Genomic DNA, 26129 nt, shown 5'->3' on the forward strand with positions numbered 1-26129 from the left:
TAATAACGACAAATACACAATCAAAACAGGTTTATATCATGGCTGAAGAACTGAACAACGCCGCCGAGCAGCAAGCTCCGCAATTCAACATCCAGCGCATCTACACCAAGGACATCTCCTTCGAGACCCCTAACTCTCCGGCCATTTTCCAGAAAGACTGGACCCCGGAAGTGAAGCTGGACATCGACACCCGCTCCAACAAGCTGGCTGACGACGTGTATGAAGTGGTACTGGCCCTGACCGTTACCACTACCGTTGGCGAAGAAACCGCCTTCCTGGCCGAAGTGCAACAAGCCGGTATCTTCACCATCGGCAACATGCCTGACCCGCAACTGGCCCACACCCTGGGTTCTTTTGCCCCGAACATCCTGTTCCCTTATGCCCGCGAAGCGGTGTCTAACCTGGTTAACCGTGGCACCTTCCCGCCGCTGAACCTGGCACCGGTCAACTTCGACGCCCTGTTCGCCCAATACGTACAGCAGCGCGCCGCTGCCAACGGTGAGGCCCAGGCCGAAGCCTGAGATTAGCGCATGACAGCCGAACAACCGGCCATTTGCGTACTGGGGGCGGGGTCTTACGGCACCGCCCTTGCCATTTCTCTGGCACGCAATGGCAACCGTACCCTGCTGTGGGGCCACAACCCCAAGCACCTGGCCGACCTTGCCAAAGATCGCCAGAACCGTCGTTACCTCGACGGTATTGCCTTCCCTGACAGCCTGGAAATGGCGCCCGATCTCGCCAAGGCGGTATCGAGCTGCCGCGATATCCTGGTGGTGGTGCCTTCCCACGCTTTTGACGACGTGCTCAAGCAGATGAAGCCGCACCTGCGGCCCGATGCTCGGGTTGCCTGGGCCACCAAGGGCCTGGAGCCCGATACCGGCCGCCTGCTGCAGGACGCCGCCCGGGAAGTGCTGGGCGAGCAAATTCCGCTGGCTGTGGTGTCTGGCCCCACCTTTGCCAAGGAGCTGGCCGCTGGCCTGCCCACGGCCATTTCCATTTCCAGCACCGACGAAGACTTCATGCATCGCCTGGCCGACCTGCTGCACTGCGAAAAGCGGCTGCGCACCTACGCCAACCCCGATTTTATCGGGGTGCAACTGGGTGGCGCCGTGAAGAACGTCATCGCCATCGGTGCTGGCATGGCCGACGGTCTGGGCTTTGGGGCCAACGCCCGTACTGCCCTTATCACCCGTGGTTTGGCCGAGCTGTCGCGCTTGGGCGCCGCCCTGGGAGCCGATCCGGCCACCTTTATGGGCATGTCGGGTCTTGGCGATCTGGTGCTGACCTGTACCGACAACCAGTCACGCAACCGGCGTTTTGGCCTGGCCTTGGGCCAAGGCAAGAACGCCCAGCAGGCCATGGACGATATAGGTCAGGTAGTGGAAGGCTATCGCAACGCCAAAGAGGTGTTTGCGCTGTCACGGCGGCTGGGGGTGGAAATGCCCATCACCGAGCAAATCTACGCCGTGCTCTACGAGGGGCGCGACCCCAAAGAAGCGGCGCGAAACCTCTTAGCCCGGGAACGAAAATCCGAATCCCTGGCATAAAAAAACCGGCCTTCTGGCCGGTTTTCTTTTTCTGTTTTTTGCTTTGTGGATAGGCTGTTAAGCAAAATCAACCCAGCCTCTAGGTTGCCGCTTACAAGGGCGTAATATGAAACTCCCGATGTGCTGACTGTGCTGCTGGCCCCCGCCGCCAACGCTTGTACCCTGGCGCCCGTTAAGCCGAGCTTTACCGGCACCGACATTGCCTCAGTCACCTACCAGCAAGGCATACGCCAAGACAGCGAAGAGCCCTTTATCCGGGCGCTGGTGCTCTATAAAGACAGCGACATGGCGGTGGTGGAGTCGCGAAGCTGCGAGATGGAAAACTACAGCGTTAACTACTTCAGCACCCAGGGCGGCACCGACAGCGCCCGTATCCAGGCCCTGCTGGCGCCCTCGCCGCTAAGCAAGGTGACCCTCGCCAAGCCACTGTTGGCGCAACTGCCCAAAAAGCCTAGTCTACAAGACCTCTCCGATGACGTGACCTACGCCCAGGGCCAGGTGGAGCTCTTGGTCAGCAACCAATCCCTGGACGACGCCCTGACCCCTTTTCGTACCCTGGTGTCGGTGAGTATTGCCCTTGGCGGCGCCGATTAGCCGAGGTTTGGGTAGCCCAGTTGCCGCAGCGCCTCATAGCTGATGATGGCCACGGCGTTGGAGAGGTTAAGGGACCGCGAATCAGGCTGCATGGGAATGCGGATGCGCTGCTCGGGGGGCAGGCTTTCAATCACCTTCATGGGCAGACCGCGGGTCTCGGGGCCGAACAGCAACACGTCTCCTGCCTGGTAGGCCGGCAAGTGAAAGCTGCGGCTGCCTTTGGTGGTGCAGGCGTAGACGGTGGCACCCGGCAAGGAGGCCAGGCAATCGGCCAGGCTGTCGTGCTGGGTGACGGTGGCAAATTCGTCGTAATCCAGGCCGGCCCGGCGCAAGCGCTTATCTTCAAAGACAAAACCCAGGGGTTTGACGAGATGCAATTTGCAGCCGTTATTGGCGCAAAGGCGGATGATGTTGCCGGTATTGGGCGGGATTTCCGGTTGGAATAAGACAATATTGAGCATGTTTACGCTTCTTTACCGGGGCTAAACGCCCCTTTGCATTGCGCGGGTTAATCTAGAGGCGAAGTCAATCACAGGAGACACCCCATGAAAAGCCTTTTCCGTACTCTGACCCTGGCCTCTGCGCTGGTGCTGTCTGCCCAAGCCATGGCAGGCGACAACCCCGGTCCCCGCCATGGTCACGGCGGCCCGGAAGGCCCTGGCATGATGCCGCTGCACATGCTGCTTAAAGACCGCGTATCCGAAAAACTGGCCCTCACCGACACCCAGAAAGCGCAAATCAAGAGCCTGCTGGAAGCCCATAAGGGCGAGCGCCCCAGCCGCGATGAAATGAAAGCCAAGATGGCCGAGTTCAAAGCGCTGATGGCAGCCCCCTCCTTCGACGAGAACAAGGCGCGCGCCCTTCTCGAAGAGCGGGTGGACCACGAGCTCGACCGCATGAAACTGGGTCACGACGTAATGCAGGTGCTAACTCAGGAGCAGCGGGATACACTGGCGGACATGAGAGAGAAAATGATGTCCCGTCACTTCAAAAAACATGACTGAGCAATACGCCAATTTAGTGAAAAAGGCGACAATGGCCTCTACCTTTGTCGCCACCCTTCTTATCATCAGCAAGCTGCTGGCGTGGATCATGACCGGTTCCGCCAGCATGCTCGCGTCCCTGACCGACTCGCTGATGGATGTGTCCGCATCCCTTATCAACCTCTTTGCAGTGCGCTATGCCGTACAACCGGCCGATGAAGAGCACCGTTTTGGCCACGGCAAGGCCGAATCCCTGGCGGGTATCGCCCAGTCCGGTTTTATTGCCGGCTCCGCTATTTTGCTGATCTTCAACGCCGCCGACCGGCTGATAAACCCCATGCCGCTGACCCAAACCAGTATCGGCGTTGGCGTTACCCTGCTGGCCCTGGTGCTCACCCTCGGGCTTATCGCCTATCAGAGCTATGTGGTTAAAAAAACCGGCTCTCAGGCGGTCAAGGCCGATGCCCTGCACTATCGCTCCGATTTGCTGCTGAACATGGGGGTGCTGATTGCCCTGGTGGCAGGCGGTTTTGGCCTGATGTGGGCCGACGGCGCCCTGGCGCTGGTGATTGGGGTTTATATTCTGGTGTCGGCCGGCAGCATTGCCATCGAGGCAGGTAACACCTTGATGGATAAAGAACTGCCGGAGGAAGAGAAGGCGCAGATCATGCGCATCGTGCACGGCTTCGAGCAGGTCCACGGCGCCCATGAAGTGCGTACCCGCCAGGCCGGCCCTACCCGTTTTATCCAGATGCACCTGGAGCTGCCCGACGATATGTCGCTGGTAGCAGCGCACCGGGTTGCCGATGAGGTGGAAAAAGCCCTGGAGGCCGCCTTTCCGGGGGCCGATGTCATCATCCACCAAGACCCCCTGTCAGTGACCCCTCGCTCTCGCAAGGCTAAGCCGGCAGGCTGAGCGCAAAGCGCAGGCCGCCAAGGGCCGAACGGCTCACCTTCAATTCCCCGGCCATGGCCTTGGCCGCCGCCTGGGCAATGGCCAGGCCCAGCCCGGTTTTGCCCTGGTGGCCACGGGCCGGGTCGCCCCGGTAGAAGGGCTCGAAGATCTTGTCGAGCATTTCTTCCGGCACGCCAGGGCCGTTATCGTCCACCGTTAAAAACCACTGAGCGCCGCGCTTTTCCAAGCCCACATCGATGCGGTCAGCATAGCGGCAGGCGTTGGACAGCAGGTTGTCGAGAATGCGTTGCAGCAGCCGTGGCTTAAAGCTGCCCGGCGCTTCGGCAGGGGCGGCCAGGTTGATGGTTTTGCCGGGCATCTGGAAACGCCAGTCTTGCACCGAGGAGTTAACCTGTTCGCCCAGGTCACCCTCTTCAGGCTCTTCCTGATTGAGGGTGGCTTCCAGGCGCGACAGGGTCAGCACCTGGTCAATCAGGTGCTCAAGAGTGTCGCACTCCTTCTCGATGCGGGGCACGTATTTGTTGTCTTGGTGCTGGTCGCCCAGCAGTGCTGCCGCCAATTTAAGGCGAGTGAGCGGCGAGCGCAGCTCATGGGATACGTCCGCCAGCAGCCGCTTTTGCGAGGCCAGCAGGGTTTGCAGCTTCTCGGCCATGGTGTTGAAGTCGCGGCCAAGTTTACCCAGCTCGCCACCGCCGGGTTTGACCCGCACGCTCAAATCGCCATCACCAAAGCGTGCAGCCGCCCGCGACAAGGTGCGCACCGGCCCCGCCAGCCAGGCCGCCAGCCCCAGGCTCAGCAGCAACACCACCACCAACGACACGCTCAGCCGTATCCAGGCAGGGCCCTGCCAGAACCGCTCCCAGGGCCCCATGGGCCGTGGCGGCATCATCCATACCGCCAGCACCGGGCCGTCCAGGGTTTGAATATCAAAAGGGCCTATGGCGCGCATGTCGCCTTGCTCCAGCACCTGCACGCCGTTATCGGAAGCCACCAATTCAGGTATGCGCCAATGGCGAGGCCGGCGCCGCTCCAAAGGTTGCAGGCTGCGGGCGTCAAACAGCACCAGAAAGCGGGCCGATTTACTGTGAATAAGGGCGTCTTTGGGGCGCTCGGCAAAGCGGCGCAGGTGGTCGCGAAGGCCAGCCAGCTCTTCCAGCTCCTGAGGTATGGCCGGGCGCAGCTCCTCGTTTGAGCGAAGGTGGCGGCTAAGTTGCACATTGGCCACCAACATCAGCGTCAGCACCAGCCAGAACCACAGAAACAGGCGGCCGGCAAAGCCGGTCAGCCATCCCAACCCCAGGCGCCTCATTGGGGCTCCGCGATCAGCTGGTAGCCGACTCCGCGCAAGGTACGGATCACCTGGGCCGGGTTTACCTCGGTCATTTTTTTGCGGATATGAGAGACATGGATATCGATGTGGCGATCAAAAGGCTGCAGGTGGCGGCCAAAGGCCTGTTGGCAGATGTCTTCTTTGCTCACCACCTCGCCACAGCGCTCAAACAGCACTGCCAGCACCCGAAACTCGGCGGCGGTGAGATCAAGCACCTGGCCATGGTAGCGGGCTTCGAGGCGCTCGGGCAGCAGATCCAGGGCGCCCATGGCTTGGCTCGGCGGCGACAACCGCCGCAAAATCGCCTGAATACGGGCCACCAGCTCGCGGTGAGAAAAGGGCTTGCCTACGTAATCGTCGGCCCCCAGCTCCAGGCCCAGCACCCGGTCGACTTCGTCGCCTCGGGCGGTGAGCATCAGCACCGGCACCTGGCTTTTCTGGCGGATGCCACGCAGCACTCCAAAACCGTCGAGGCCAGGGAGCATCACGTCCAGCAGCACCAGATCCGGGCTGGTATCCAAGGCAAGGGCCAGCCCATCGGGGCCGGTGTGGGCACTTTGCAGCTCAAAACCGTGGCTGGTCAGGTAGTCACCCAACAGCTCACAGAGGCTGGTGTCGTCATCGATAATAAGGATTCTGGTCATAGCGGCATCCTAACTGAGTCCTTATTTTAACCAACTGTTTTTACCGTTCTTTGCAAAGCCTCAATCCTGCCCAGAGAGCTTGCGGGTGAGGGTGTTGCGGCCCCAGCCGAGGCTTTTGGCGGCGTCTTGCTTGTGGCCGTTGGAGCGGCGCAACGCCACCTCGATAAGGGCCTCTTCCAGCATCTGCTGGGCCTGGGCCGCTACCCCCTGGTTACCTGCCACCATCAGCTGGTCGGCCCAGACTTTAAGCTCTTCCACCCAGTCGAGGGACGCTTCCTTGAGCTCCAGGTTGTCGGGCAGATCCGAGGGCAAGATCTCCTGGCCGGCGGCCATCACCGTCAGGTAGCGGCAGGTGTTTTCCAACTGGCGGACGTTGCCGGGCCAGGGCAGCTTGGTGAGCAGCTTGACCGTCTCTGGGTGCAGGCGCCGCTCCGGGGTACGTAGCTCGGCGGCGATACTGGCCAGGAAATGCTCGGCCAGCTTGGGAATGTCTTCGCGGCGCTCGGCAAGGGGCGGCAGCTGAATGCGGATCACGTTGAGGCGGTGGAACAAATCTTCCCGAAAACGCCCTTCTTTGACGCCTTTTTCCAAGTCTTGGTGAGTGGCGGCGATGATGCGCACATCAACGCTCACCGCCACCGCGCCGCCAACCCGGTAGAACTGCCCTTCTTGCAGCACCCGCAGTAGCCGGGTTTGGGCGGGCAGCGGCATGTCGCCGATCTCGTCCAAAAACAGGGTGCCGCCGTCGGCCTGTTCAAAACGCCCTTCGCGGCGTCCGGCAGCGCCGGTAAAGGCGCCCTTTTCATGGCCGAACAGTTCCGACTCAATCAAGTCGGCCGGAATGGCGGCCATGTTAATGGCCACAAAAGGCGCCTTGCTGCGCGGGCTGTGGCGGTGCAGGGCCCGGGCCACCAGCTCCTTACCGGTGCCGCTTTGGCCGTTAATCAGCACCGACACCGAGGAGCGAGACAGCCTGCCCACCGCCCGAAACACCGCCTGCATGGCCGGCGCCTCGCCGATAAGGTCAGGCATGGCGCCTTGGGGGCTGGCGGCCACCTCGGCTTCGGGCTGGTCTTTAACCGCCCGTTTGAGGAGCGCCACCACTTCGTCCAAATCAAAGGGTTTGGGCAGGTACTCAAAAGCCCCGGTCTGGTAGGCGCTGACGGCGGTGTCCAGATCCGAGTGGGCGGTCATGATGATGATCGGCAGCTTGGGGTGGCTCTGGCGCAGCGACTCGGTCAGAGCCAGGCCGTCCATGCCGGGCATGCGTACGTCGGTCAGCACCACGTCGGGCTGGTCGCTTTCCAGGGCGTCCAGCAGGCTGCGGGCATCCACAAAGGTGGTGACCTCCATCTTTTGCTGGCTAAGGGCACGCTCCAGCACCCAGCGGATAGCGGCGTCGTCGTCCAGGACCCAGGCTTTCATCAGGCCTCCTCCATTGGCAGATACAGGGTAAAGAGGGTGCGACCGGGCTGGCTGTCCAGCTCGATACGGCCACCATGCAGGGCCACCAGGGACTGGGCGATGGCAAGGCCCATGCCGGAGCCGTCGGCGCGGCCGGTAACCAGCGGGTAAAAGAGGGTGTCTTTGAGCTTCTCGGGCACGCCAGGGCCGTTATCTTCAATATCGATACGGGCCACCATACGGTGGCGGCTGCCTTGTAAGGTCACCCCTGAAGCGACCCTTGAGCGCAGAATAATTTGCCCACTCTCCCCCAGAGCCTGGGCGGCGTTTTGCAAAATATTCAGCACCGCCTGCTCAATCTGGGCGCCATCCAGGGCCATGTCCGGCAGGGACGGGTCGTAATCGCGCAAAATGCGAATGCCCTCCGGCACCTGCAGGCACACCAAAGTGCGGACCCGCTCCAGCACCTGGTGGATATTGATAAGGCTGCGCTGAGGCCCGGTTTTGGGACCAAGCAGCCGGTCAACAAGGTCAGTCAGCCGGTCAACCTGGGCCATGATGAGGTCGGTGTATTCGCGCTGCTCGGGCGTCAGCTCCAGTGACAACAGCTGCGCTGCGCCGCGCAGGCCGCCGAGGGGGTTTTTTATCTCATGGGCCAGGCCGCGCAAGATCTCCTGGCTGGCTTGTTGCTGCACCTGGTGAAAGGCGTCTTGGGAGAGCCTTTTTAGCTGGTCGATGGGGGTGAGCTCGATAACCAGCCGGCGGCTGTCGCCTTCCAGCACCGACACCGCCAGCTCCACATGCACTTGGCCGAGGTTGCAGTCGGCGTCGATAAAGCCCTGGCCGGTGGCCAGGATCTCCTCAAACCGGCTCATGCTCAGGTATTCCCCCAGCAAGTGCGCCAGAGGCTGTCCCTGGCTTTTGACCCTTGAAACCCCCAGCAGCGACTCGGCCGAGGTATTGAGGTACGTCACCTTCATGGCCTCGTCCACCACCAGCACGCCGGTCAGCAAGTTGTCCAGAACCTGTTGTTTTTCCATCGCCCCTCCAATTGCACCAATTTGGTGCAAAAGCCAAGACAAGTAAAGGAAAAGTTCCCGGCTAAGGCAAGTGGGCCGGCGCTTTGTGACCAATGGCCGTTATTGTCGGACAGTCTGTTACTTGAGCTGTCATCCGCTACTGGTACTCTTTGACGATTCGCTTTGATTGCAAAGGAGTTGTGCCCATGAAATATCCTCTCACGCTAGCTTTGGTGGCCCTTAGTAGCACCGCCATGGCCGAGGAGGCCTCGCGCTGGTCAGCCGGTATCGGCGTTATCCAGTCACCTTCTCCTTATATCGGCGTCGACAACCAGAACCTGGTGTTCCCGGCAGTGGGTTACGAGGGTAAGGATTTTTATCTGCGCGGCCCTTCTGCCGGTTATTACCTGGCCAAGGACGAGCAATGGTCCTTGGCCCTGGGCCTGCAGTTGGGGCCATCGCGGCTGGACCCGGATAAATCCGACGACCAGCGGATGAAACGCCTCGATGATCGCAAGTTCAGTGTGCTGGGCGGGGTCAGAGCGACCCACAAAGCCAAATGGGGTCTGTTGGAAGGGACACTGGCAACCGATGTGTCAGGCCGCCATGACGGCCAGTATGCAGAGCTCGCCTATAAGTACCCGGTGATCCGTAACGCCCGCTTTCAGCTGACCCCCGGCCTGGGCCTGGCTTACTACTCGGACGACTACGCCGACTACTACTATGGCGTCAGCGGTGGCGAGAGCCTGCGCAGCGGCTTTGCCGAGTACCACCCCGGCTCGGCTACCAACAGCTTTGCCACCTTGGATATGAACTGGAAGTTTGCCAGCCAGTGGCTGGCAGTGGCGTCCCTGCGCTACACCTGGCTGGACGACAGCTTGTCAGACAGCCCCATTGTCGACAAAGACCACAGCACCTCGGCTTATTTAGGGCTGGTGTACCGCTTTTAACCGCCGCCACCGGCCGGCTGACGGCTGGGACTGAAGATGCTGGCCCTGTGCATATAAATGGTATGGGGTTCGCTCTCGGCGATGATCTGGTTGCTGCGATCAATCAGCTGCACCTTGATGCTGTGTTCGCCCCGCTCCACATCCCTTATCACAAAGCTGCTCACGGTTCTGGCCGCCCCCACGGGTTTGCCGTCCATGAACAGCTGTACCCGCTGGCCAGGCAGCATAGCTGGCTGGGTCTGCACCGACACCGACATTTCACCGTCGTTTTCGCGCAAAGTGGCCTCGTCAGCGGGGCTCAGAATGGTGATGCTCCAACGGGTTTGCTCGGCGGCCTTGGGCGCCTGCTTGAGGATGTTGGGGTCGGCCTTGGGCATGTCGTACTGCTGCGACAAGGCCACGTTGGTTTCCTTGGCGCCAGGGTGGGGTTTGTCGGAGTAATGCACCACGCCTTGAGCATCGGTCCAGGTGTATATCTTGCCGGACTCGGCCGCCATGGCGGTCGACGCGGCAAGCAGCAATATCAGCAGAGCCTGTTTCATATTCCGGGTCCGTAGAAGGGTCTGTTTTGAGCCTTGGACAAGGCTTGGGCCTTGTCCAAGGCAATACCTTAAAAATCTTCTACCAACATCGCCGTTGCCGCAATAAAAAAGCCCACCTGACGGTGGGCCCAACACGCAAAGCAGCAAACTTTCAGTGTTGTTAAACGCTGTAGTAGAGCTCGAATTCCACCGGGTGGGTGGTCATGGCGATACGCTTGGCTTCAGCCGCTTTTAGCTCGATGTAGGCATCGATAGCTTCGTCGGTGAACACGCCGCCACGGGTCAGGAACTCGCGGTCCGCGTCCAGGCAGGCCAGGGCTTCTTCCAGGCTGGAGGCAACAGTCGGGATCTCGGCCGCTTCTTCGGCAGGCAGATCGTACAAGTCTTTATCCATGGCATCGCCAGGGTGGATCTTGTTCTGAATACCGTCCAGACCGGCCATCATCAGGGCAGCAAAGCCCAGGTAGGGGTTGGCAGTCGGGTCAGGGAAGCGAACTTCGATGCGGCGAGCCTTGGGGCTGGACACATGGGGAATACGGATGGAAGCGGAACGGTTACGGGCAGAGTAAGCCAGCATGACCGGGGCTTCAAAGCCGGGCACCAGACGCTTGTAGGAGTTGGTAGAAGCGTTGGTGAAGGCGTTGATGGCCTTGGCGTGCTTGATGATACCGCCGATGTAGTACAGGGCGTCTTCAGACAGGCCGCCGTATTTGTCGCCGGCGAAGATGTTTTTGCCATCTTTGCTCAGAGACTGGTGGCAGTGCATGCCGGAACCGTTGTCGCCAACGATGGGCTTGGGCATGAAGGTGACGGTTTTGCCGTAGGCGTGAGCCACGTTGTGCACCACATACTTGTAGATCTGGATTTCGTCAGCCTTGGCAGTCAGGGTGTTGAAGCGGGTAGCCACTTCGTTCTGACCGGCAGTAGCCACTTCGTGGTGGTGAGCTTCAACCACCAGACCCATCTCTTCCATCACCATACACATGGCGGCGCGGATGTCGTTGGAGGAATCAACCGGGGCAACCGGGAAGTAACCACCTTTAACCATGGGACGGTGGCCTTTGTTGCCTTCGGCGTATTCACGGCCGGAGTTCCAGGCAGCTTCTTCAGAGTCGAGCTTGTAGAAGCAGCCGGACATGTCGGCGCCGAAACGAACGTCGTCGAACATGAAGAATTCGGGCTCAGGGCCAAACAGCACGGTGTCGGCGATGCCGGTGGAGACCAGGTAGGCCTCGGCGCGCTTGGCGATGGAGCGGGGGTCACGGTCGTAACCTTGCATGGTGGCAGGCTCGAGGATGTCGCAGCGCAGGTTCAGGGTCACTTCTTCAGCGAAGGGGTCCAGAACAGCGGTGGTCAGATCCGGCTTGAGCACCATGTCGGATTCGTTGATTGCTTTCCAGCCAGCGATGGAAGAGCCGTCAAACATTTTGCCGTCTTCCAGGAAATCGGCGTCCACCTGGTGGTGGGGGATGGCTACGTGCTGCTCTTTACCTTTGGTATCGGTAAAACGCAGGTCGACAAATTTGACTTCGTGTTCTTTGATCAGGTCGAGGATTTGCTCAACGGACATTCGAATTAGCCTCCGATTTTAAGTAGATGTCGCCTGGCTGGGGCGTCGCTGGCACTACCACTACAATTCTCGCGCCAACTTCACAAGAGATTGTTTTACATGACTAATCTACCCATTTCCCTTGGGGTTCCAGACGGACAATGCACCAGATTGGAACGGCGCTTGCACCAGATTGGTGCAGGCCGAAATGTCCGGTGCGAAAATCAGTTTACGCTTAGTACTGTTAAAGTCATGTGGCTTGAGTACAATAGCGGCCATTTTTTCATCTGGGGCCTTGGGTCCCGGATCCAGTGCCGAACTGTGGCGCACTCACACCACTCCTGGAAAAGTCATGCAAATTCAACAACTTCGTAACGTCGCTATTATTGCGCACGTTGACCACGGCAAAACCACTCTGGTGGATAAGCTGCTGTCCCAGTCCGGTACCCTGGAAACCCGCGGCGAAATGGCCGAACGCGTAATGGACTCCAACGATCAGGAGCGTGAGCGCGGCATTACCATCCTCGCCAAGAACACCGCCATCCGCTGGACTTCTCCTGCTGGCGAAGAGTTCCGCATCAACATCGTGGACACCCCCGGACACGCCGACTTCGGCGGCGAAGTAGAGCGCGTACTGTCCATGGTGGACTCAGTACTGCTGCTGGTTGACGCCCAAGAAGGCCCGATGCCGCAAACCCGCTTCGTGACCCAAAAGGCATTCGCCCAGGGCCTGAAGCCCATCGTGGTTATCAACAAAATCGACAAGCCCGGCGCCCGCCCTGACTGGGTTATCGACCAGGTTTTCGACCTGTTCGACAACCTCGGCGCCACCGACGAGCAGCTGGACTTCCCCATCGTTTACGCCTCTGCCCTGAACGGCTGGGCCAGCGATTCCGACAGCGAAGTGGGCGCCGACATGACGGCGCTGTTCCAAGCCATCGTTGACAAGGTTTCCCCGCCTGACGTGGACTTGGACGGCGGCCTGCAAATGCAGATCTCCCAGCTCGACTACAGCTCCTACGTGGGCGTTATCGGCATCGGCCGCATCAAGCGCGGCAAAGTTAAGCTTGGCCAGCAGGTGACTATTCTGGGTGCCGACGGTTCCAAGCGTAACGGCAAAGTCGGCCAGGTACTGGGCTACATGGGCCTGGACCGCTTCGAGACCACCGAAGCCACCGCGGGCGACATCGTCGCCATCACCGGCCTTGGCGAGCTGAAAATTTCCGACACCGTTTGTGACACCAGCGCCCCCGAGGCCCTGCCTGCCCTGACCGTGGACGAGCCCACCGTCACCATGAACTTCCTGGTTAACACCTCACCCTTCGCCGGTAAGGAAGGCAAGTTCGTTACCTCGCGCCAGATCCTTGACCGCCTGACCCAGGAGCTCAAGCACAACGTGGCCCTGTGCGTCGAAGAAACCCAAGACCCTGATACCTTCCGCGTCTCCGGCCGTGGCGAACTGCACCTGGGCGTGTTGATTGAGAACATGCGCCGCGAAGGTTTCGAGCTGGCTGTTTCCCGCCCTCAGGTGATCATGCGCACCAACGAAGCAGGCGAGAAGGAGGAGCCCATGGAAACCCTGACCGTGGACGTTGAAGAACAGTCCCAGGGCAGCGTCATGGAAGCCCTTGGCCTGCGTAAGGCAGAGCTTCGCAACATGGACATCGACGGCAAGGGCCGTGTCCGTATCGACTTCATGATCCCGGCTCGTGGCCTTATCGGCTTCCAGACCGACTTTATGACCATGACTTCCGGTACCGGCCTGATGTACCACAGCTTTGACCACTACGGCCCCTTCAAAGGCGGTACCATTGGTCAACGCAACAACGGCGTGTTGATCTCCAACGCCACCGGCAAGGCCCTGGCCTACGCCCTGTTCAACCTGCAAGAGCGCGGCCGCCTCTTCATCGGCCACGCCGTTGAGGTATACGAAGGTCAGATCATCGGTATCCACAGCCGTGACAACGATCTCACCGTAAACTGCCTCAAAGGTAAGCAGCTGACCAACATGCGTGCCGCCGGTACCGACGAAGCCCTGACCCTGACTCCGCCGATCAAGATGACCCTGGAACGCGCCATGGAATTCATCGACGACGACGAGCTGGTGGAAGTGACGCCGCAGAGCATCCGTATCCGCAAACGCCACCTGACCGAGAACGACCGTAAGCGCGCTTCCCGCGCGTCCAAGGACTAAGTTCCGGCCAGCAAAAAACGGCGCCCAAGGGCGCCGTTTTTTTATACCAGTCAGGCGGCAACCACCCGGTTTCGCCCCGCCTCTTTGGCCTTGGACAGTCGCAGTTCGGCCTGAGCCAACCAGCCGTGATGGTCCCGCAGGGCCGGGCTGAAACCGGCTACCCCGGCGCACAGCCCTAGCTGCCCCTGGTCACGGCTCAGTTCAGTTAATTGCTGGCGGATACGCTCGGCGATCACCACCGCCGCATCGAGCCGGGTCCCCGGTAGCAGCAGCCCCAACCCCTTGTTCCCCCAAAGCCCCAGTTTGTCGCCGCCGCGCATCTGTAGCGCCAGGATGTTGGCCAATTGGCGCATCTGAGTGCTGCTCCACTGCTCGCCCCTTCGTCGCCGGGCTTGGCTCATATCCAGCAGGATAATACTGGCCGCTGCCAGATCTCCTTGGCATTGCAAGAAACGCAGCTCTACCAGCCGCTCCCAATCGCTCATGGGGTAAATGCTGGCCGGTCCGCCTTCTATGGCCAGCTCGCCATTACCGGGTTTGTCGGCGCCAAGATAGCTCAGCAAGGCCCAAAGGAGGGGATAGCACAGCAATAGTGGCAGACAACTCAAAAGCTCAAAAGCCGAGGTCTGCCACTGCCAATGCCCCACTCCGGCCAGCAGCATAGCGCCCACCACCAACAGCTGGCCGGCCACGGCTTTCGCGAGCAGCACCGGGCCACCGGCCACCAGCAGGTTAGCCGCCAGCAGCACCCATACCAGTACCGAGGGCAAGGCGTTAAAGCCAATCAGGGGTAACCAGGCCGCGCCCAGCAAGGCGTCGGCCAGCAGATGCTGGCGCTCGGCTCGCAGGGCGCTGCGGCGTAGCAAGGTTCGAAGGAAGGCCAGGTGCGGCCAGATAAAGCCGTGCAGCAACAACAGCCCCCAAAGCCACCAGGCGGTGGCGCCTTCCCACAGCACGGCGGCCATGGCCAGCGCCCCCAGTCCCAAGCCCATGATGCGCAGCAGATAAGCGCGCCTGGCCAGATCCAGACTGTTGCCTTTCATCCCACGTCTCCAGATACCACCCTGAAGCGAACAGTCCAGTTCAACTGCCGGGAAAATGGCCCTGCTTGATAAAAAGCACCGTGTCCTGTGCGGTCATCAGTTTGTCACCATGCCAATCCGGCCTTCTGAGCCAGGTACCGGCGCGGTATCTGCCCCGGGCATCAAGCAGGGTACCGGCCAGCACCAGCGCCTCAACCCGGCCATCAAGGCAAGGCAGGCAGGTGTCGGCCCCCTGGGGCAGACGAATTAGAGCGGTGTATTCACCACCAAAACTGTGCAGCGGCAACTCCACCGGCAACCCCGGCTCGCAGCACCATGGCCGGGTATCGACGGCAAAACGCCGGCTGTCGCCCGGGCGAAACTGATTGAGTTTAACCAGCAGCTTGCAACCTTGCTCGCTGAAAGGCGCATGGCGGGTGCCAGGAGGGTTGCGAAGATAGGTGCCGGCCTTGTAGTCACCGTTTTCGTCGCTGAAGGTGCCTTCCAATACCAGGATCTCCTCCCCGCCCGGGTGGGTATGGGGGCTGAACCTCGAACCGGGCTCGTAGCGCACCAGGCTGGTGGCATGGCCTTCTTCGGCTTGTTGGCGTTCAAGGGGACAGCGGTACACCCCCTTTTTCGGGCTGGGTAGCCAGTTGGCACTGGCCGAATCGACGGTGACCGCTTCACCGAAATCCATATTTAAGGGTACAAACATGCAATAACTCCTTGGGGGAGCTTTAAATTTAGGCAAGAAAAGGGGCGCTGAGAAGTCCGTTAAAATACGGCAGGGGCGCCGAGGCGCCCCTGAATTGTGCAAGCAAGATAATTTTATATTGGTTTTAGAAGCGCCAGTTAAGGCTCAGATGGTAGGAACTGCTGAACTGGCCGCCATCAAATGCTGCCGGTTGTTTGAATTCCACACGCTGATGTTCGGCCTTTTCGAATTGGCTGCTCAGACCCAGGGTCAGCGCCTGGTTGAGCTTAACCTTGAGCAGCGACGGCTCTAAGACTTTGCCCTGCTGCGGAGCAGGTTCCGCCATCAGGTGTTGATACCAACTGGTAACAGGTTCTGGTTGTGCGGTGGTCTCCGCCAAGACGGGCATCCCTGCCAACGCAACCAGAATACCGCAGAGCATGTGGTGCATTGCATTTCCCCTCTCGTTAACCCGTGGCTACAGATTGATTCAGGGAGCATTCACCTTCCAAGGCATTAACACCAGCGCAACACTGAATAATGCTTAAACAGTCGATATATCTATATGTTTTTAAAAGGTTAAATAAACTTGGCACACCGTTAATGAGCATTCAGTAATGCAGGCTATATCACAACTTTTTTGCGCAGTTTGGGCGCCATGGCGCTGGCCCTTGCTAGGCTGAACATGAAATGCCTTGTTTGGGGGTGTTATGCGAAACAAGGGACGCGGTTTTATCAAACCCGGTTTGGGTACCCTGGCGGTGGTGATGCTGCTGGGCTGGTCGGCAAGGGAACTGACCCTCGACTGGCTGGGGGACGAAATCGCCCCTGCCAAACCCAGCCACCAAGTGCTAGCCCTGCCCGCAGGTTACCAACCCAGCCAGGCCAAAGCGCCCTACCCGGGTCCACACCCAGCCTTTAACCCATTGGATCTCAGCGCCTTTTCCCTGCCGGTGGCAATAGGTGACACCGGCCCCGTGGACACCCAGCTGTGGCCGCTGGATTACCCCTTTGCCTGCGCTACCGAAGACTCGGGCCTTGGCCAGCCCCTGGTGGATAACCAGCAGGGCGCTGGCACCCTGGTCACAAGCGCAGACGGTGAGGCCCTGGGGTTTAGCCAGGATTGCCAAATAGCCACCCGGGTTGATTACTTCTACCTGCAAGAGGGGGCGGAGCAACCCGTTCCTCTGCCGCCAGGTGCGCTGCCAACCGATGCCCAGAATGATGCCCAAGGCCCGGTGATAGTGCGGGTCGAGCGCGGCAGCCTGAACCGTTACCTCTACGGCATTGCCATGCGGGTCATGCCACAAGAACCCATCAACAGCGCCAAGCTTTGGAATCACAAGGTGATTTTTGCCTTTAAGGGCGGGGTAGGTATCGGCAAGTACCAGGGCAAGCTGCGGCTGTCCGACCTGACCGAGGACAACCTCACCCTGCTCAAGGCCGGTTACGCCATCCTGGCGTCCAGCGGCAACGTTACCAGCACCCATTACCACCTCTGGCGCGGCGCCCGCACCGCGCAATTGGTCAAGGCGCAGTTTGTGGCCCGCTACGGCGAGCCGCGCTGGACCATCGGTATCGGCGGCTCGGGCGGCGCGGTGCAGCAGTATATCTTTGCCGAAATCGCCCCAGGTCTGCTCAACGGCCTGCTACCCCAATACAGCTACCCGGACATGGTGACCCAATCCATCTGGGCCCTCGATTGCGAGCTGCTGGAATATTACTTCGACGAGCTGGGCGGCCCACGCTGGCAGGTTCAGACCGAGCGGCCACTGGTGGAGGGGCTAACTGCCTCCAACAGCCAAGGCCACCGCTTTCGGCGCATGGATGACTGGTCCCGCTGGCTCAACTTCAAACCCAGCCGCCTGCCCCCCGGTGCCACCGAATGCAGCGCCTCCTGGCGGGGGCTAACTCCGCTCACCAACAACCCCCGTTACTACCACCGGGCGCCGCTGTTCAGTGACGCCCTGGCCGCCCAAAGCCACTTCAGCTATTGGCACGACTTGGGGGATATTTACGGGCAAGACGCCGCCGGCTACGCCAACCGCACCTTTGACAACATCGGCGTGCAGTATGGCCTTGAAGCCTTGAAAGAAGGCGCGCTAAGCCCGGCAGAATTTTTGCACCTCAACGCCCATATCGGCGGTTGGAAGCCCCCGGCCCAGATGCAGCAAGAGCGGTTTTGGGTGCTGTCCGGCGACCAAAAGCTAAGGCGTCTGTCCCTGTGGGGGGACCACAACATGCAAAAACGGCCCGGCGGCCTGCTGCCCCTGGCGGCCTTTAACGGCCCGGTGCCGGCCGGGTTCGAGCCCGCCCCTCGCAACCAGGGGCACCCACAAGCCATGGCTGCGGCCTACCTGGGCGGCCAGGTGTTTTTGGGCCGCCTCACCTTGCCCACCATCGATCTGCGCCACTACCTGGACCCGGCACTCAACATGCATCACTCCTTTGCCAGCCTGTCGGTCCGGGAGCGGCTACTTCGCCAGCAGGGCAACAGCGACAATTTGGTGATCTGGGTGGCGGCCAAGCCCTTCGACCCCACGCCCCAGGCCCTTAGAGCCATGGAGCAATGGCTAGAAAGCGGCAGGCGCCCGGTGAGCGACAGCTGTTTTGACGGCGAGGGCAAGGTATTGGCCAGTGGCGACACGGTGTGGAACGGCCGCTGGAACCAACAAGCCGACGGCCCCTGTATGGCCATCTACCCGGCCCACAGTTCACCGCGCAACAGGGCCGGCTCGCCTTTGGCGGGGGACCTGTTCAAATGCGCGCGGGTAAGCGTTCAAGACGCCATGGCGCAGGGCTTTTACGGCACCAAAGAAATGGCCCCCTACCAGTCATGGTTGGAGGCCATTTTCCCCGATGGGGTTTGCGATTATCGCCAGGGGGATGTCGCCCGGCCCAGCGAGCTTGCCATGGGGTTTTAGGCGACGGCGTCCCGGGCTTTGCTGTCGATTTTCGCCAGCACTTTTTCCACCAGGCCGTTCTCGGAGAGCTTTCTGCTGCTGGCCATCATCTGGTCGAGGATCTCCTCGCGGTCCAGGCAGGCGCTGGTTTTGAGCTTGTCCATCTCGGCCATAGTTTCGCTGAGTTCGTCCAAAAAGGTTTTGAGCAGCTTGGGCATGTACTGGCGGCTTTGATAAAGCGCGTACATCTCACCGCTTTCCATGGTCCAGTCAGGCAGCACCCGCACCAGGCGGCCTTCGTTAACGTAGGGCAGGGCCATAAACAGCGGCAAAGAACCGACTCCCAGCCCTGACAGTAGCGCTTCGCGGGCGAAGGTGACGTTGTTGCAGTGCATACGGCCTTTGGGTTGCACCGTTACCTGCTCCTTGCCTTTGGAAAATCGCAGCGGTTCGTAAGCATCACCGGACATCTTCAGCAAGATATTCTCATGATCGCCTAAGTCTTCGGGGTGCAGCAGCGGGCTGTTGCCAGCCAGGTATTCGGGGCTGGCCACCAAAATCTTGCGGGTGGAGCTCAGACGCCGGGCAATGAGGTTGGAATCCTGGCCAAGACCCACCTGGATGTTCACATCCACCCCTTCTTGCACCATGTCGATGCGGCGGTTAGTAAGCTCGGCGTCAATTTCCACATCGGGGTAGCGCCGCATGAAGTGGCCGAGGAAGCGGCCCATCAGCATTTGGCCCAGCTCGATGGGCATCACGATTTTCAGCTTGCCCCGTACCTGCTCGGCGCGGGTGGTAACCAGTGCCTGGGCATCGCCAAGGTCGGTCATGATCCGCGAGCAGCGCTCATAGAACGCCTGGCCGGTTTCGGTGAGATTGAGCTGGCGGGTGGTGCGGTTTAAAAGCCGTACCCCGAGCCGCTCTTCGAGGTCAGCGATTTTGCGGCTGACCGTGGCCTTGGTCATGTTCAATCGTTCACCAGCCGAGGTAAAGCTTCCGACTTCCACTACCTTGGTAAATACCTGAATTTCATTGAGATCCATGAAGCCTCCTACGCCGGTTGAACGGTTATAACGCCATAACGAACTGTTATAAAACTAGAAACAGTACGTGTTATACAGAGCGACTAATAAAAATAATGTAACGACGCTAGAATGTCGAGCCTCAGATTGGAGGTCCAATGTCCAAACGCATTATTTTCTTGCTTGTAGTGGTAGCTCTGGCCGCAGGTGGTGGGGCCTGGTGGTGGTTGCATCAGGGCCAGGAGACAACCGACAACGCCTATGTCAAAGCTGACATCGTGCCGGTGATGAGCCGCATCAACGGCACTGTGACACAGATACTGGTTGCCGATAACCAAAAGGTGACCGCCGGCACTCCCCTTATCCAACTCGACCCCCGGGATTATCAGGTCGCCCTGGCCCAAGCCAAGGCCGATCTGGCCGAGCAGCAATCGGTACTCGACCACTTGGTTGACCGCCAGAATGCCCAGCAAACCCTGGTGGAATCGGCCCAGGCTAGCTTTGATGCCGCCAACGCCGAGCTTAAACGCGCCCAGCAACAGGTAGACCGTCTCTCTCGCCTGTCTGGCAAGCAGTATGTCTCTCAAGATGACCTGGACGCCGCCGAGCTGAACCGCGACGCCGCCAAGGCTCGCCTGGCCCAAGCCAAGGCACAAATTGCCTCCGAACAGGCGCAATTGCAGGTCATTCTGGGTGAGCAGCCGCAACTGCAAGCCACCGTCGACGTTGCCAAAGCCAAAGTGGAAAATGCCGAACTGCAACTTTCCTACACCACCATCACCGCCCCTCGAGACGGTTTTGTGACCAGCCGCCAGGTGCAGCTGGGCCAAACCGCTAGCCCCGGCGCGCGGCTGATGAGCCTGGTGACGCCCAAAATTTGGGTAGAAGCCAACTATAAGGAAACCCAGGTTGCCGGCATGAAGATTGGCCAGCAGGTCGATATCGTGGCCGACGCCAAATCCGGGGTGACCTTCAAGGCCCACGTTGAGAGCTTTGCCGGTGCCACCGGCTCCGAGTTCGCCCTGTTGCCTCCCGAGAATGCCACCGGCAACTTCACCAAAGTGGTACAGCGCCTGCCGGTTCGCCTGGCCTTTGATAACGGCCAGGACTTGAGCGTAATGCGCCCCGGCATGTCAGTGCTGGCCACGGTCCACACGGAGTAAGGGATGCTATCGCGCATACCGAAAAACTGGCTGGCGGTGATGGGCGCCCTGGTGGGCGCGTTCATGGCGATTTTGGATATCCAGATCACCAACTCATCGCTCAAGGAGATTCAGGGAGCCTTGGGGGCCACCCTGACCGAGTCTTCCTGGATAGCCACCGCCTATCTGGTGGCGGAGATGATCGCCATCCCCCTGACCGGCTTTTTCACCCGCTGGCTGAGCCCTCGGCGCTTTTTGCTGTGGACCAGTGCCGGCTTTGTGCTGGCATCCTTGGCCTGTTCCTTCTCCTGGAACCTCGAATCGATGATCGCCTTTCGGGCCCTGCAAGGCTTTACCGGCGGCGCGCTCATTCCTATGGCCTTTACCCTGGTGATGACCCAGCTGCCCATGGAGAAGCAACCGGTGGGCATGGCGCTATTCGGTGTCACCGCCACCTTCGCCCCCTCTATCGGCCCAACCCTTGGCGGCTGGCTCACCGACACCTTCAGCTGGCATTACATCTTCTACCTGAACGTACTGCCCGGCCTGCTGGTGATGGTGCTGCTGGCCATGGGCCTGGACAAACAAGACCGTGACGACGACCAGCTCAAGACCATAGATCTGTTCGGCATGGTGACCATGGCCCTTGGCCTTGGCTCCCTGGAAGTGGTGCTGGAAGAGGGCTCCCGCGACGACTGGTTCGACGCCGAGTACATTCGCTGGCTGTCGGTGATCGCGGTGGTCAGCATGACGGTGTTTGTCTGGCGCCAGTTCACCGCCAAGGCGCCACTGGTGAACCTGCGGCTCTTTAAGAACCCGGATTTCTCCAAGGCCTGCCTGGCTTACTTTGCCCTGGGCGCCGGCCTCTTTGGCTCGGTGTACCTGGTACCGCTGTACCTGGCGCAAATACACGACTACAACGCCATGCAAATCGGCCTGGTGCTGATGTGGGTGGGCTTCCCGCAGCTGCCGCTGTTTCCGCTCATCCCCAAACTGGTGAAGAAGGTAGACCCGCGCTACTTGGTGTTTGCCGGCTTCGTGGGCATTGCCATCAGCATGTGGATGAACGTCAACATGACGGTGCTTTACGATGGCGCCTTCCTGATCCCGGCAATGTTGGTCAGGGCCATGGCCCAGCCCTTTATGATGGTGCCGCTGTCCATCATCGCCACCCAGGGGGTAGACAAGAAAGACGCTCCCTCGGCTTCGACCTTGCTGAACGTGATGCGCAACATGGGCGGCGCCGTGGGCATTGCCCTGCTGGCCACCTTGATGGACGTGCGCACCCGCCATTACCTGTGGCAGGTGCGCGAAACCCTGGTGAACGGCAGCCAAAACCTGACCCAATGGCTGAGCCACACCGGCCAGTTGCTGGAGGCCCAGGGCGGCAACGCCACCCAGGCATATGGCCTCCTGTTTAAGGAAGTGAACCGCCAGGCCAGCGTCATGGCCTACAACGAGGCCTTCTTGGTGATGGGCTGCATGCTGTTTATTGCCGCCCTGGCGGTGCTGGCCATCAGCCCGATCCGCCAGCAGGCTGCCAAGCCGGCCAAACCGGCGCCCAAGACCGAGCCCCTGGAACAGGCCGCCTGACCTAAAGCCCTCAGTCGAGGGCTTTTTTATTGCTGTGGGTCACGAAAAGTCGCCATCAAACGCCAAAGCCTTGTTCAGCTATTGACCAACCCCATCGCCGCCTGCAATTAATCCCACAAAGGATGCGGATTTATTCAAGGGGTGTGCGGTGTTCAACGAGATGATGAGCGACGACAAGGTCCGGGAGCCCTACCAGGCCCTGGTGGAATGGATGGAAGCCACAGGCCCCGAGCAATTGGCCCAAAAGCGCGAGGAAGCCGAAACCCTGTTTCGCAAGATTGGCATCACCTTCGCCGTGTATGGCGACGGTGGCGACCCAGAGCGGCTTATTCCCTTCGACCTTATTCCCCGTATCTTCACCGCCGCCGAATGGCGGTTGCTGAAAAGGGGCGTCGAACAGCGGGCCCGGGCGCTCAATGCCTTTTTGTTCGACGTGTACCACAATGCCGAGATCATCAAAGCCGGGGTCATCCCCGGCGAGTTGGTGTTCAACAACGCCGCCTTCGAGCCTTCGGTGATCGGCATCGACCCGCCCGGCAAGGTTTACAGCCACATTATCGGCGTTGATATCGTGCGGGTCAGCGAAAACGAGTTTTACGTACTGGAGGACAACTGCCGCACGCCGTCCGGGGTGTCCTACATGCTGGAGAACCGCGAGATCATGATGCGCATGTTCCCGGAGCTGTTCTCTCAGCTGCGCATCGAACCGGTAGACAGCTACCCCGAAAGCCTGCTCAAAACCCTCAAAAGCATCGCACCCAAGGGCTGCGGCGGTGACCCCTGCATCGTGGTACTAACCCCAGGCGCCATGAACAGCGCCTATTACGAACACTCGTTCCTGGCCGACCAGATGGGGGTGGAGCTGGTGGAAGGCCAGGATCTCTTTGTGGAAAACGGCCACGTTTACATGCGCACCACCCGCGGCCCAGCCAGGGTGGACGTGATTTACCGGCGCATTGACGACGCCTATTTGGACCCTTTGTGTTTTCGCCCCGACTCGGTGCTGGGAGTGCCCGGGCTGATGAACGTGTACCGGGCCGGTAACGTGGCCATTTGCTCGGCGCCGGGCGCCGGCGTGGCCGACGACAAGGCGGTGTACACCTATGTGCCGTCGATGATCCGCTTTTATCTCGGCGAAGAGCCCATCCTCAACAACGTGCCTACCTACCAGTGCGCCAAGCCCGACGATCTCCAATACGTGCTGGCCCACCTGTCAGAGCTGGTGGTTAAGGAAGTACACGGCTCCGGCGGTTACGGCATGTTGGTGGGCCCTGCCGCCAGCCGCGAGGAAATCGACGCCTACGCCGGGCGCATCCGCGCCAACCCCGGCGAGTTCATTGCCCAGCCGACGTTAAGCCTGTCCAGCTGCCCCACTTTTGTACAAAGCGGCATCGCGCCGCGCCATGTGGACTTGCGGCCCTTTTGCCTGGTGGGGGACAAAATACGGCTTACCCCAGGCGGTTTGACCCGGGTGGCACTTAAGGAAGGGTCTCTGGTGGTTAACTCCTCCCAGGGCGGCGGTGTCAAAGACACCTGGATCATGGCCGAATAACAGGAGGCGCCATTATGTTAAGTCGTACCGCAGCCAACCTGTTCTGGCTTTCCCGCTATGTGGAGCGGGCCGAAAACATGGCCCGGCTCATGGAAATGGGCCACCGCATGGCCATGATGCCCGCCGCGGGTCAGGGCTATCGCAGCGAGTGGCAATCGGTGCTGGCCGCCGCCGGTTTCAGCCCCACCGACTACATTCCTCTGGCCCAGGCCGAAGTGGCCGACTACCTGGTGTTCGACCCAGCCAACCCCTCTTCGGTGAGCAACTGCCTGGAGCAGGCCCGTAACAACGCCCGCGCCATGCGTACCGCCATCACCGCCGACATGTGGGACGCCATCAACAGTGCCCATATGGAGTTGAAAAAACCGGCACTGCGCTACATGGTGCGCAACAACCTGCCGGAATTTCTCGACTGGGTGAAACGCCAGGGCGCGCTGTTTCGCGGCGCCACCGACTCCACAGTGCTGCGTAACGACGGCTACGATTTTTTGCGCCTGGGTACCTTCTTGGAACGGGCCGACAACACCGCCCGCCTGCTGGACGTGAAATACTACGTGCTACTGCCGGAGACCTCGGTAGTGGGAGACAGCCGCGACAGCTACCAGTGGACCACGGTGCTGCGGGCGGTGTCGGCCTTGCGGGCCTTTCATTGGGTCTACAAGGACAACTACACGCCGCTGCTGATTGCCGATTTCTTGATTTTAAATCCGCTCAGCCCGCGCTCCCTCACCCACTGCTACGCCGGCATCACCGACCACCTGCAACGGCTGGCCCGCCATTACGGGCGCCGCTCAAGCGCTGCTGCCGAGGCCTTGGAGACTTACTCGATACTGCTGCACGGCGACATGGAAGATATTTTCAGCGCCGGGCTGCACGACTTTTTGAGTGATTTTTTGGTCCGTAACGCGGCGCTCTCCAGCAGTATCGCCGAGTCTTATTACTTCGGAGGCCAATGATGCGCCTGACCGTTAGCCACAGCACCCGTTACCGCTACGACCCGCCGGTGCGAAACGTCACCCAGAGCCTCAAACTCAGCGCCAGCCGTTTTGCCGGCCAGCAGGTGCTGAACTGGCACATCACCGCCGAAGGCGCCACCATCGGCAGCCCTTTTGTCGACGGCTTTGGCGATACCGTCTTTACCCTCACCGCCAGCGGCCCCCTGGACAGCCTGGAAGTGCTGGTAACCGGCACGGTCACCACCCAAGACCACGCCGGGGTGCTCAAGGGCCACCGGGAAAAGGCCTCGCCCCAGGTGTTTTTGCGCGCCACCGCCGCCACCCGGGCCGACGAGGCCATCCTGGCGTTGGCGCAAAAGGTGAAAGCCGACAATGCCCAGGCCAGCCAGTTAGATATTGCCCACGCCCTTTCCCAGGCGGTGAGCGACGCGGTGCGCTACGCCCCCGGCAGCACCCACGCCCACACCAGCGCCGCCGAGGCCCTGGCCGAGGGCCAGGGAGTGTGCCAGGACCATACCCAGGTACTGATTGCCATGGCCCGCAGCGTCGGCCTGCCGGCCCGTTATGTGTCGGGGTATCTGTTTGCCGACGCCGACGGCGTGCCCCATGAAGCGGCCCACGCCTGGGCCGAGATTTATATCGACACCCTCGGCTGGGTGGGCTTTGATTGCGCCAACCGCTGCTGCCCCACCGAGTACTACATTCGCCTGGGCTCGGGGCTCGATGCCCGCGACGCCGCCCCCATCCGCGGCATACATTCCGGTGGCAGCGAGGAACAACTTGATGTATCAGTGGTGGTGAAACAATCACAGCAATAACAGGCGCGCCATGACCTACTGTGTCGGACTCAAGCTCAACGAGGGCCTGGTTCTGCTCTCCGATACCCGCACCAATGCCGGCCTCGACAACGTGGCCCGCTTTCGCAAGATGTTCACTTGGGAAGAACCCGGCGAGCGGGCCATTGCCATGGTTACCGCCGGCAACCTGGCCATCACCCAGGCGGTGATGAACCGGCTGCAAGAAGCCATCGACACCAGCGACGCCGAGGGCACCCTGCTCAGCGCCCCCACCATGCACAAGGTGGCGCAGATGGTGGGAGATGCCATGCAGCAGGTGCAGGGCAAATATCACCAGACTCTGGAGCAGCGTAACGAGAACTCCGCCGCCACCATCATGGTGGCCGGGCAGGTTAAGGGCGGCCAGCCGCGGCTGTTTTTGGTGTACGCCGCCGGTAACTACATTGAGGCCACCGAAGACACCCCCTACCTGCAGATTGGCGAGCACAAATACGGCAAGCCCATTCTCGACAGGGTGGTAACCCAAGACACCCCCCTTAGCGACGGCATCAAGGCGGTGCTGTTGTCCATGGATTCGACCCTACGCTCCAATTTGTCGGTGGGTATGCCGCTGGATCTCACGGTGCTGCCGGCCGGGCAATGCCAATTTAGCATCCGCCGGCGCATCGAAGCCGAAGACAGCCACTTTCGGGCGCTGTCAGACGCTTGGTCCCAGGCGCTGCGCCACGCCTTTAGTGATATGCCCGACTAACTCGCCACCAAGAAAGGAT

25 protein-coding genes are annotated in these 26129 nt (G+C 60.5%); 14 read left to right on the plus strand and 11 right to left on the minus strand.

Annotated elements, in window-relative coordinates; all coding sequences use genetic code 11:
• Nucleotides 1-38: 38 nt before the first annotated feature.
• The 3 genes from secB to EDC28_RS14005 all read left to right on the plus strand — a co-directional run bounded on the left by secB (nt 39) and on the right by EDC28_RS14005 (nt 2141).
• Nucleotides 39-521, plus strand: coding sequence for a protein-export chaperone SecB (secB, locus tag EDC28_RS13995; protein ID WP_050659543.1), 483 nt, complete (start codon nt 39-41; stop codon nt 519-521).
• Between the two features lie 9 nt (nt 522-530).
• Entirely contained in the window at nt 531-1547 is a 1017-nt protein-coding gene (gpsA, locus tag EDC28_RS14000) for an NAD(P)H-dependent glycerol-3-phosphate dehydrogenase (RefSeq protein ID WP_050659542.1), read from the plus strand.
• Nucleotides 1548-1667: 120 nt separating this feature from the next.
• Nucleotides 1668-2141 (plus strand): hypothetical protein, encoded by a 474-nt coding sequence (locus EDC28_RS14005; RefSeq protein WP_123422018.1) that lies wholly within the window; start codon nt 1668-1670, stop codon nt 2139-2141.
• Here EDC28_RS14005 and trmL read toward each other — a convergent pair.
• Nucleotides 2138-2602 (minus strand): tRNA (uridine(34)/cytosine(34)/5-carboxymethylaminomethyluridine(34)-2'-O)-methyltransferase TrmL, encoded by a 465-nt coding sequence (gene trmL, locus EDC28_RS14010; protein ID WP_123422019.1) that lies wholly within the window; start codon nt 2600-2602, stop codon nt 2138-2140. The two genes, EDC28_RS14005 and trmL, sit on opposite strands and share 4 nt — an antisense overlap.
• 84 nt (nt 2603-2686) lie before the next feature.
• On the opposite strand from trmL, the gene EDC28_RS14015 reads away from it, so the two are divergent.
• The gene (locus EDC28_RS14015; protein ID WP_123422020.1) at nt 2687-3145 is read left to right on the plus strand and encodes a Spy/CpxP family protein refolding chaperone; all 459 of its coding nucleotides are present in this window, start codon (nt 2687-2689) and stop codon (nt 3143-3145) included.
• Nucleotides 3138-4040: a cation efflux pump FieF gene (fieF, locus tag EDC28_RS14020; RefSeq protein ID WP_050659538.1), complete on the plus strand. Its 903-nt coding sequence runs from the start codon at nt 3138-3140 to the stop codon at nt 4038-4040. Before EDC28_RS14015 ends, fieF begins: the two co-directional genes overlap by 8 nt.
• Here fieF and EDC28_RS14025 read toward each other — a convergent pair.
• Genes EDC28_RS14025 through glnL form a run of 4 tightly spaced genes read right to left on the minus strand, consistent with a single transcriptional unit; the run spans nt 4024 to nt 8458 of the window.
• Nucleotides 4024-5349, minus strand: a complete 1326-nt coding sequence (locus tag EDC28_RS14025) for an ATP-binding protein (protein ID WP_123422021.1) — start codon at nt 5347-5349, stop codon at nt 4024-4026. The two genes, fieF and EDC28_RS14025, sit on opposite strands and share 17 nt — an antisense overlap.
• Entirely contained in the window at nt 5346-6014 is a 669-nt protein-coding gene (locus EDC28_RS14030) for a response regulator transcription factor (RefSeq protein WP_050659536.1), read from the minus strand. Before EDC28_RS14030 ends, EDC28_RS14025 begins: the two co-directional genes overlap by 4 nt.
• 60 nt (nt 6015-6074) lie before the next feature.
• Complete coding sequence (glnG, locus tag EDC28_RS14035) at nt 6075-7439, minus strand: nitrogen regulation protein NR(I) (protein ID WP_123422022.1); 1365 nt, start codon at nt 7437-7439, stop codon at nt 6075-6077.
• Nucleotides 7439-8458 (minus strand): nitrogen regulation protein NR(II), encoded by a 1020-nt coding sequence (glnL, locus tag EDC28_RS14040; RefSeq protein ID WP_123422023.1) that lies wholly within the window; start codon nt 8456-8458, stop codon nt 7439-7441. The genes glnG and glnL overlap by 1 nt, the downstream gene beginning before the upstream one ends.
• Before the next feature lie 185 nt (nt 8459-8643).
• Here glnL and EDC28_RS14045 point away from each other — a divergent pair, with 185 nt between their 5' ends.
• Nucleotides 8644-9387 (plus strand): MipA/OmpV family protein, encoded by a 744-nt coding sequence (locus tag EDC28_RS14045; RefSeq protein ID WP_123422024.1) that lies wholly within the window; start codon nt 8644-8646, stop codon nt 9385-9387.
• Here the strand turns inward: EDC28_RS14045 and EDC28_RS14050 are convergent.
• Both EDC28_RS14050 and glnA read right to left on the minus strand, forming a co-directional pair.
• On the minus strand, nt 9384-9929 hold the full coding sequence (locus tag EDC28_RS14050; protein ID WP_123422025.1) for a DUF4124 domain-containing protein: 546 nt from the start codon (nt 9927-9929) through the stop codon (nt 9384-9386). The two genes, EDC28_RS14045 and EDC28_RS14050, sit on opposite strands and share 4 nt — an antisense overlap.
• A 160-nt stretch (nt 9930-10089) precedes the next feature.
• A complete protein-coding gene (glnA, locus tag EDC28_RS14055) occupies nt 10090-11499 on the minus strand; it encodes a glutamate--ammonia ligase (protein WP_050659531.1) in 1410 nt (469 codons plus the stop codon).
• A gap of 331 nt (nt 11500-11830) precedes the next feature.
• Here glnA and typA point away from each other — a divergent pair, with 331 nt between their 5' ends.
• Nucleotides 11831-13672, plus strand: coding sequence for a translational GTPase TypA (gene typA / locus EDC28_RS14060; RefSeq protein WP_123422026.1), 1842 nt, complete (start codon nt 11831-11833; stop codon nt 13670-13672).
• 50 nt (nt 13673-13722) lie between these two features.
• Here the strand turns inward: typA and EDC28_RS14065 are convergent, their stop codons facing one another.
• From EDC28_RS14065 to EDC28_RS14075, 3 genes are all read right to left on the minus strand, one after another.
• Nucleotides 13723-14715 carry an MASE2 domain-containing protein gene (locus EDC28_RS14065; protein WP_123422027.1) on the minus strand — a complete coding sequence of 331 codons (993 nt, stop codon included), beginning with the start codon at nt 14713-14715 and terminating at the stop codon, nt 13723-13725.
• A 40-nt stretch (nt 14716-14755) separates the two neighbouring features.
• Nucleotides 14756-15412 (minus strand): cupin domain-containing protein, encoded by a 657-nt coding sequence (locus EDC28_RS14070; protein WP_050659528.1) that lies wholly within the window; start codon nt 15410-15412, stop codon nt 14756-14758.
• 124 nt (nt 15413-15536) lie between these two features.
• The gene (locus EDC28_RS14075; protein ID WP_050659527.1) at nt 15537-15842 is read right to left on the minus strand and encodes a hypothetical protein; all 306 of its coding nucleotides are present in this window, start codon (nt 15840-15842) and stop codon (nt 15537-15539) included.
• Nucleotides 15843-16101: 259 nt separating this feature from the next.
• On the opposite strand from EDC28_RS14075, the gene EDC28_RS14080 reads away from it, so the two are divergent.
• Nucleotides 16102-18315, plus strand: coding sequence for a DUF6351 family protein (locus EDC28_RS14080; RefSeq protein WP_244946596.1), 2214 nt, complete (start codon nt 16102-16104; stop codon nt 18313-18315).
• On the opposite strand, the gene EDC28_RS14085 is transcribed toward EDC28_RS14080, so the two are convergent.
• A complete protein-coding gene (locus EDC28_RS14085) occupies nt 18312-19340 on the minus strand; it encodes a LysR family transcriptional regulator (protein WP_050659526.1) in 1029 nt (342 codons plus the stop codon). The two genes, EDC28_RS14080 and EDC28_RS14085, sit on opposite strands and share 4 nt — an antisense overlap.
• 137 nt (nt 19341-19477) lie before the next feature.
• On the opposite strand from EDC28_RS14085, the gene EDC28_RS14090 reads away from it, so the two are divergent.
• The 6 genes from EDC28_RS14090 (at nt 19478) to EDC28_RS14115 (ending at nt 26110) form a co-directional block, all read left to right on the plus strand.
• Nucleotides 19478-20482, plus strand: a complete 1005-nt coding sequence (locus EDC28_RS14090; protein ID WP_123422028.1) for an HlyD family secretion protein — start codon at nt 19478-19480, stop codon at nt 20480-20482.
• A gap of 3 nt (nt 20483-20485) precedes the next feature.
• Nucleotides 20486-22054: a DHA2 family efflux MFS transporter permease subunit gene (locus EDC28_RS14095; protein ID WP_050659524.1), complete on the plus strand. Its 1569-nt coding sequence runs from the start codon at nt 20486-20488 to the stop codon at nt 22052-22054.
• Nucleotides 22055-22214: 160 nt separating this feature from the next.
• Nucleotides 22215-23606, plus strand: coding sequence for a circularly permuted type 2 ATP-grasp protein (locus EDC28_RS14100; RefSeq protein WP_050659667.1), 1392 nt, complete (start codon nt 22215-22217; stop codon nt 23604-23606).
• Between the two features lie 14 nt (nt 23607-23620).
• A complete protein-coding gene (locus EDC28_RS14105) occupies nt 23621-24562 on the plus strand; it encodes an alpha-E domain-containing protein (RefSeq protein WP_050659523.1) in 942 nt (313 codons plus the stop codon).
• On the plus strand, nt 24562-25380 hold the full coding sequence (locus EDC28_RS14110) for a transglutaminase family protein (RefSeq protein WP_050659522.1): 819 nt from the start codon (nt 24562-24564) through the stop codon (nt 25378-25380). Before EDC28_RS14105 ends, EDC28_RS14110 begins: the two co-directional genes overlap by 1 nt.
• A gap of 10 nt (nt 25381-25390) precedes the next feature.
• On the plus strand, nt 25391-26110 hold the full coding sequence (locus EDC28_RS14115) for a proteasome-type protease (RefSeq protein ID WP_050659521.1): 720 nt from the start codon (nt 25391-25393) through the stop codon (nt 26108-26110).
• Nucleotides 26111-26129: the final 19 nt, after the last annotated feature.

This window comes from Gallaecimonas pentaromativorans (assembly GCF_003751625.1).
GTDB lineage: Bacteria > Pseudomonadota > Gammaproteobacteria > Enterobacterales > Gallaecimonadaceae > Gallaecimonas > Gallaecimonas pentaromativorans.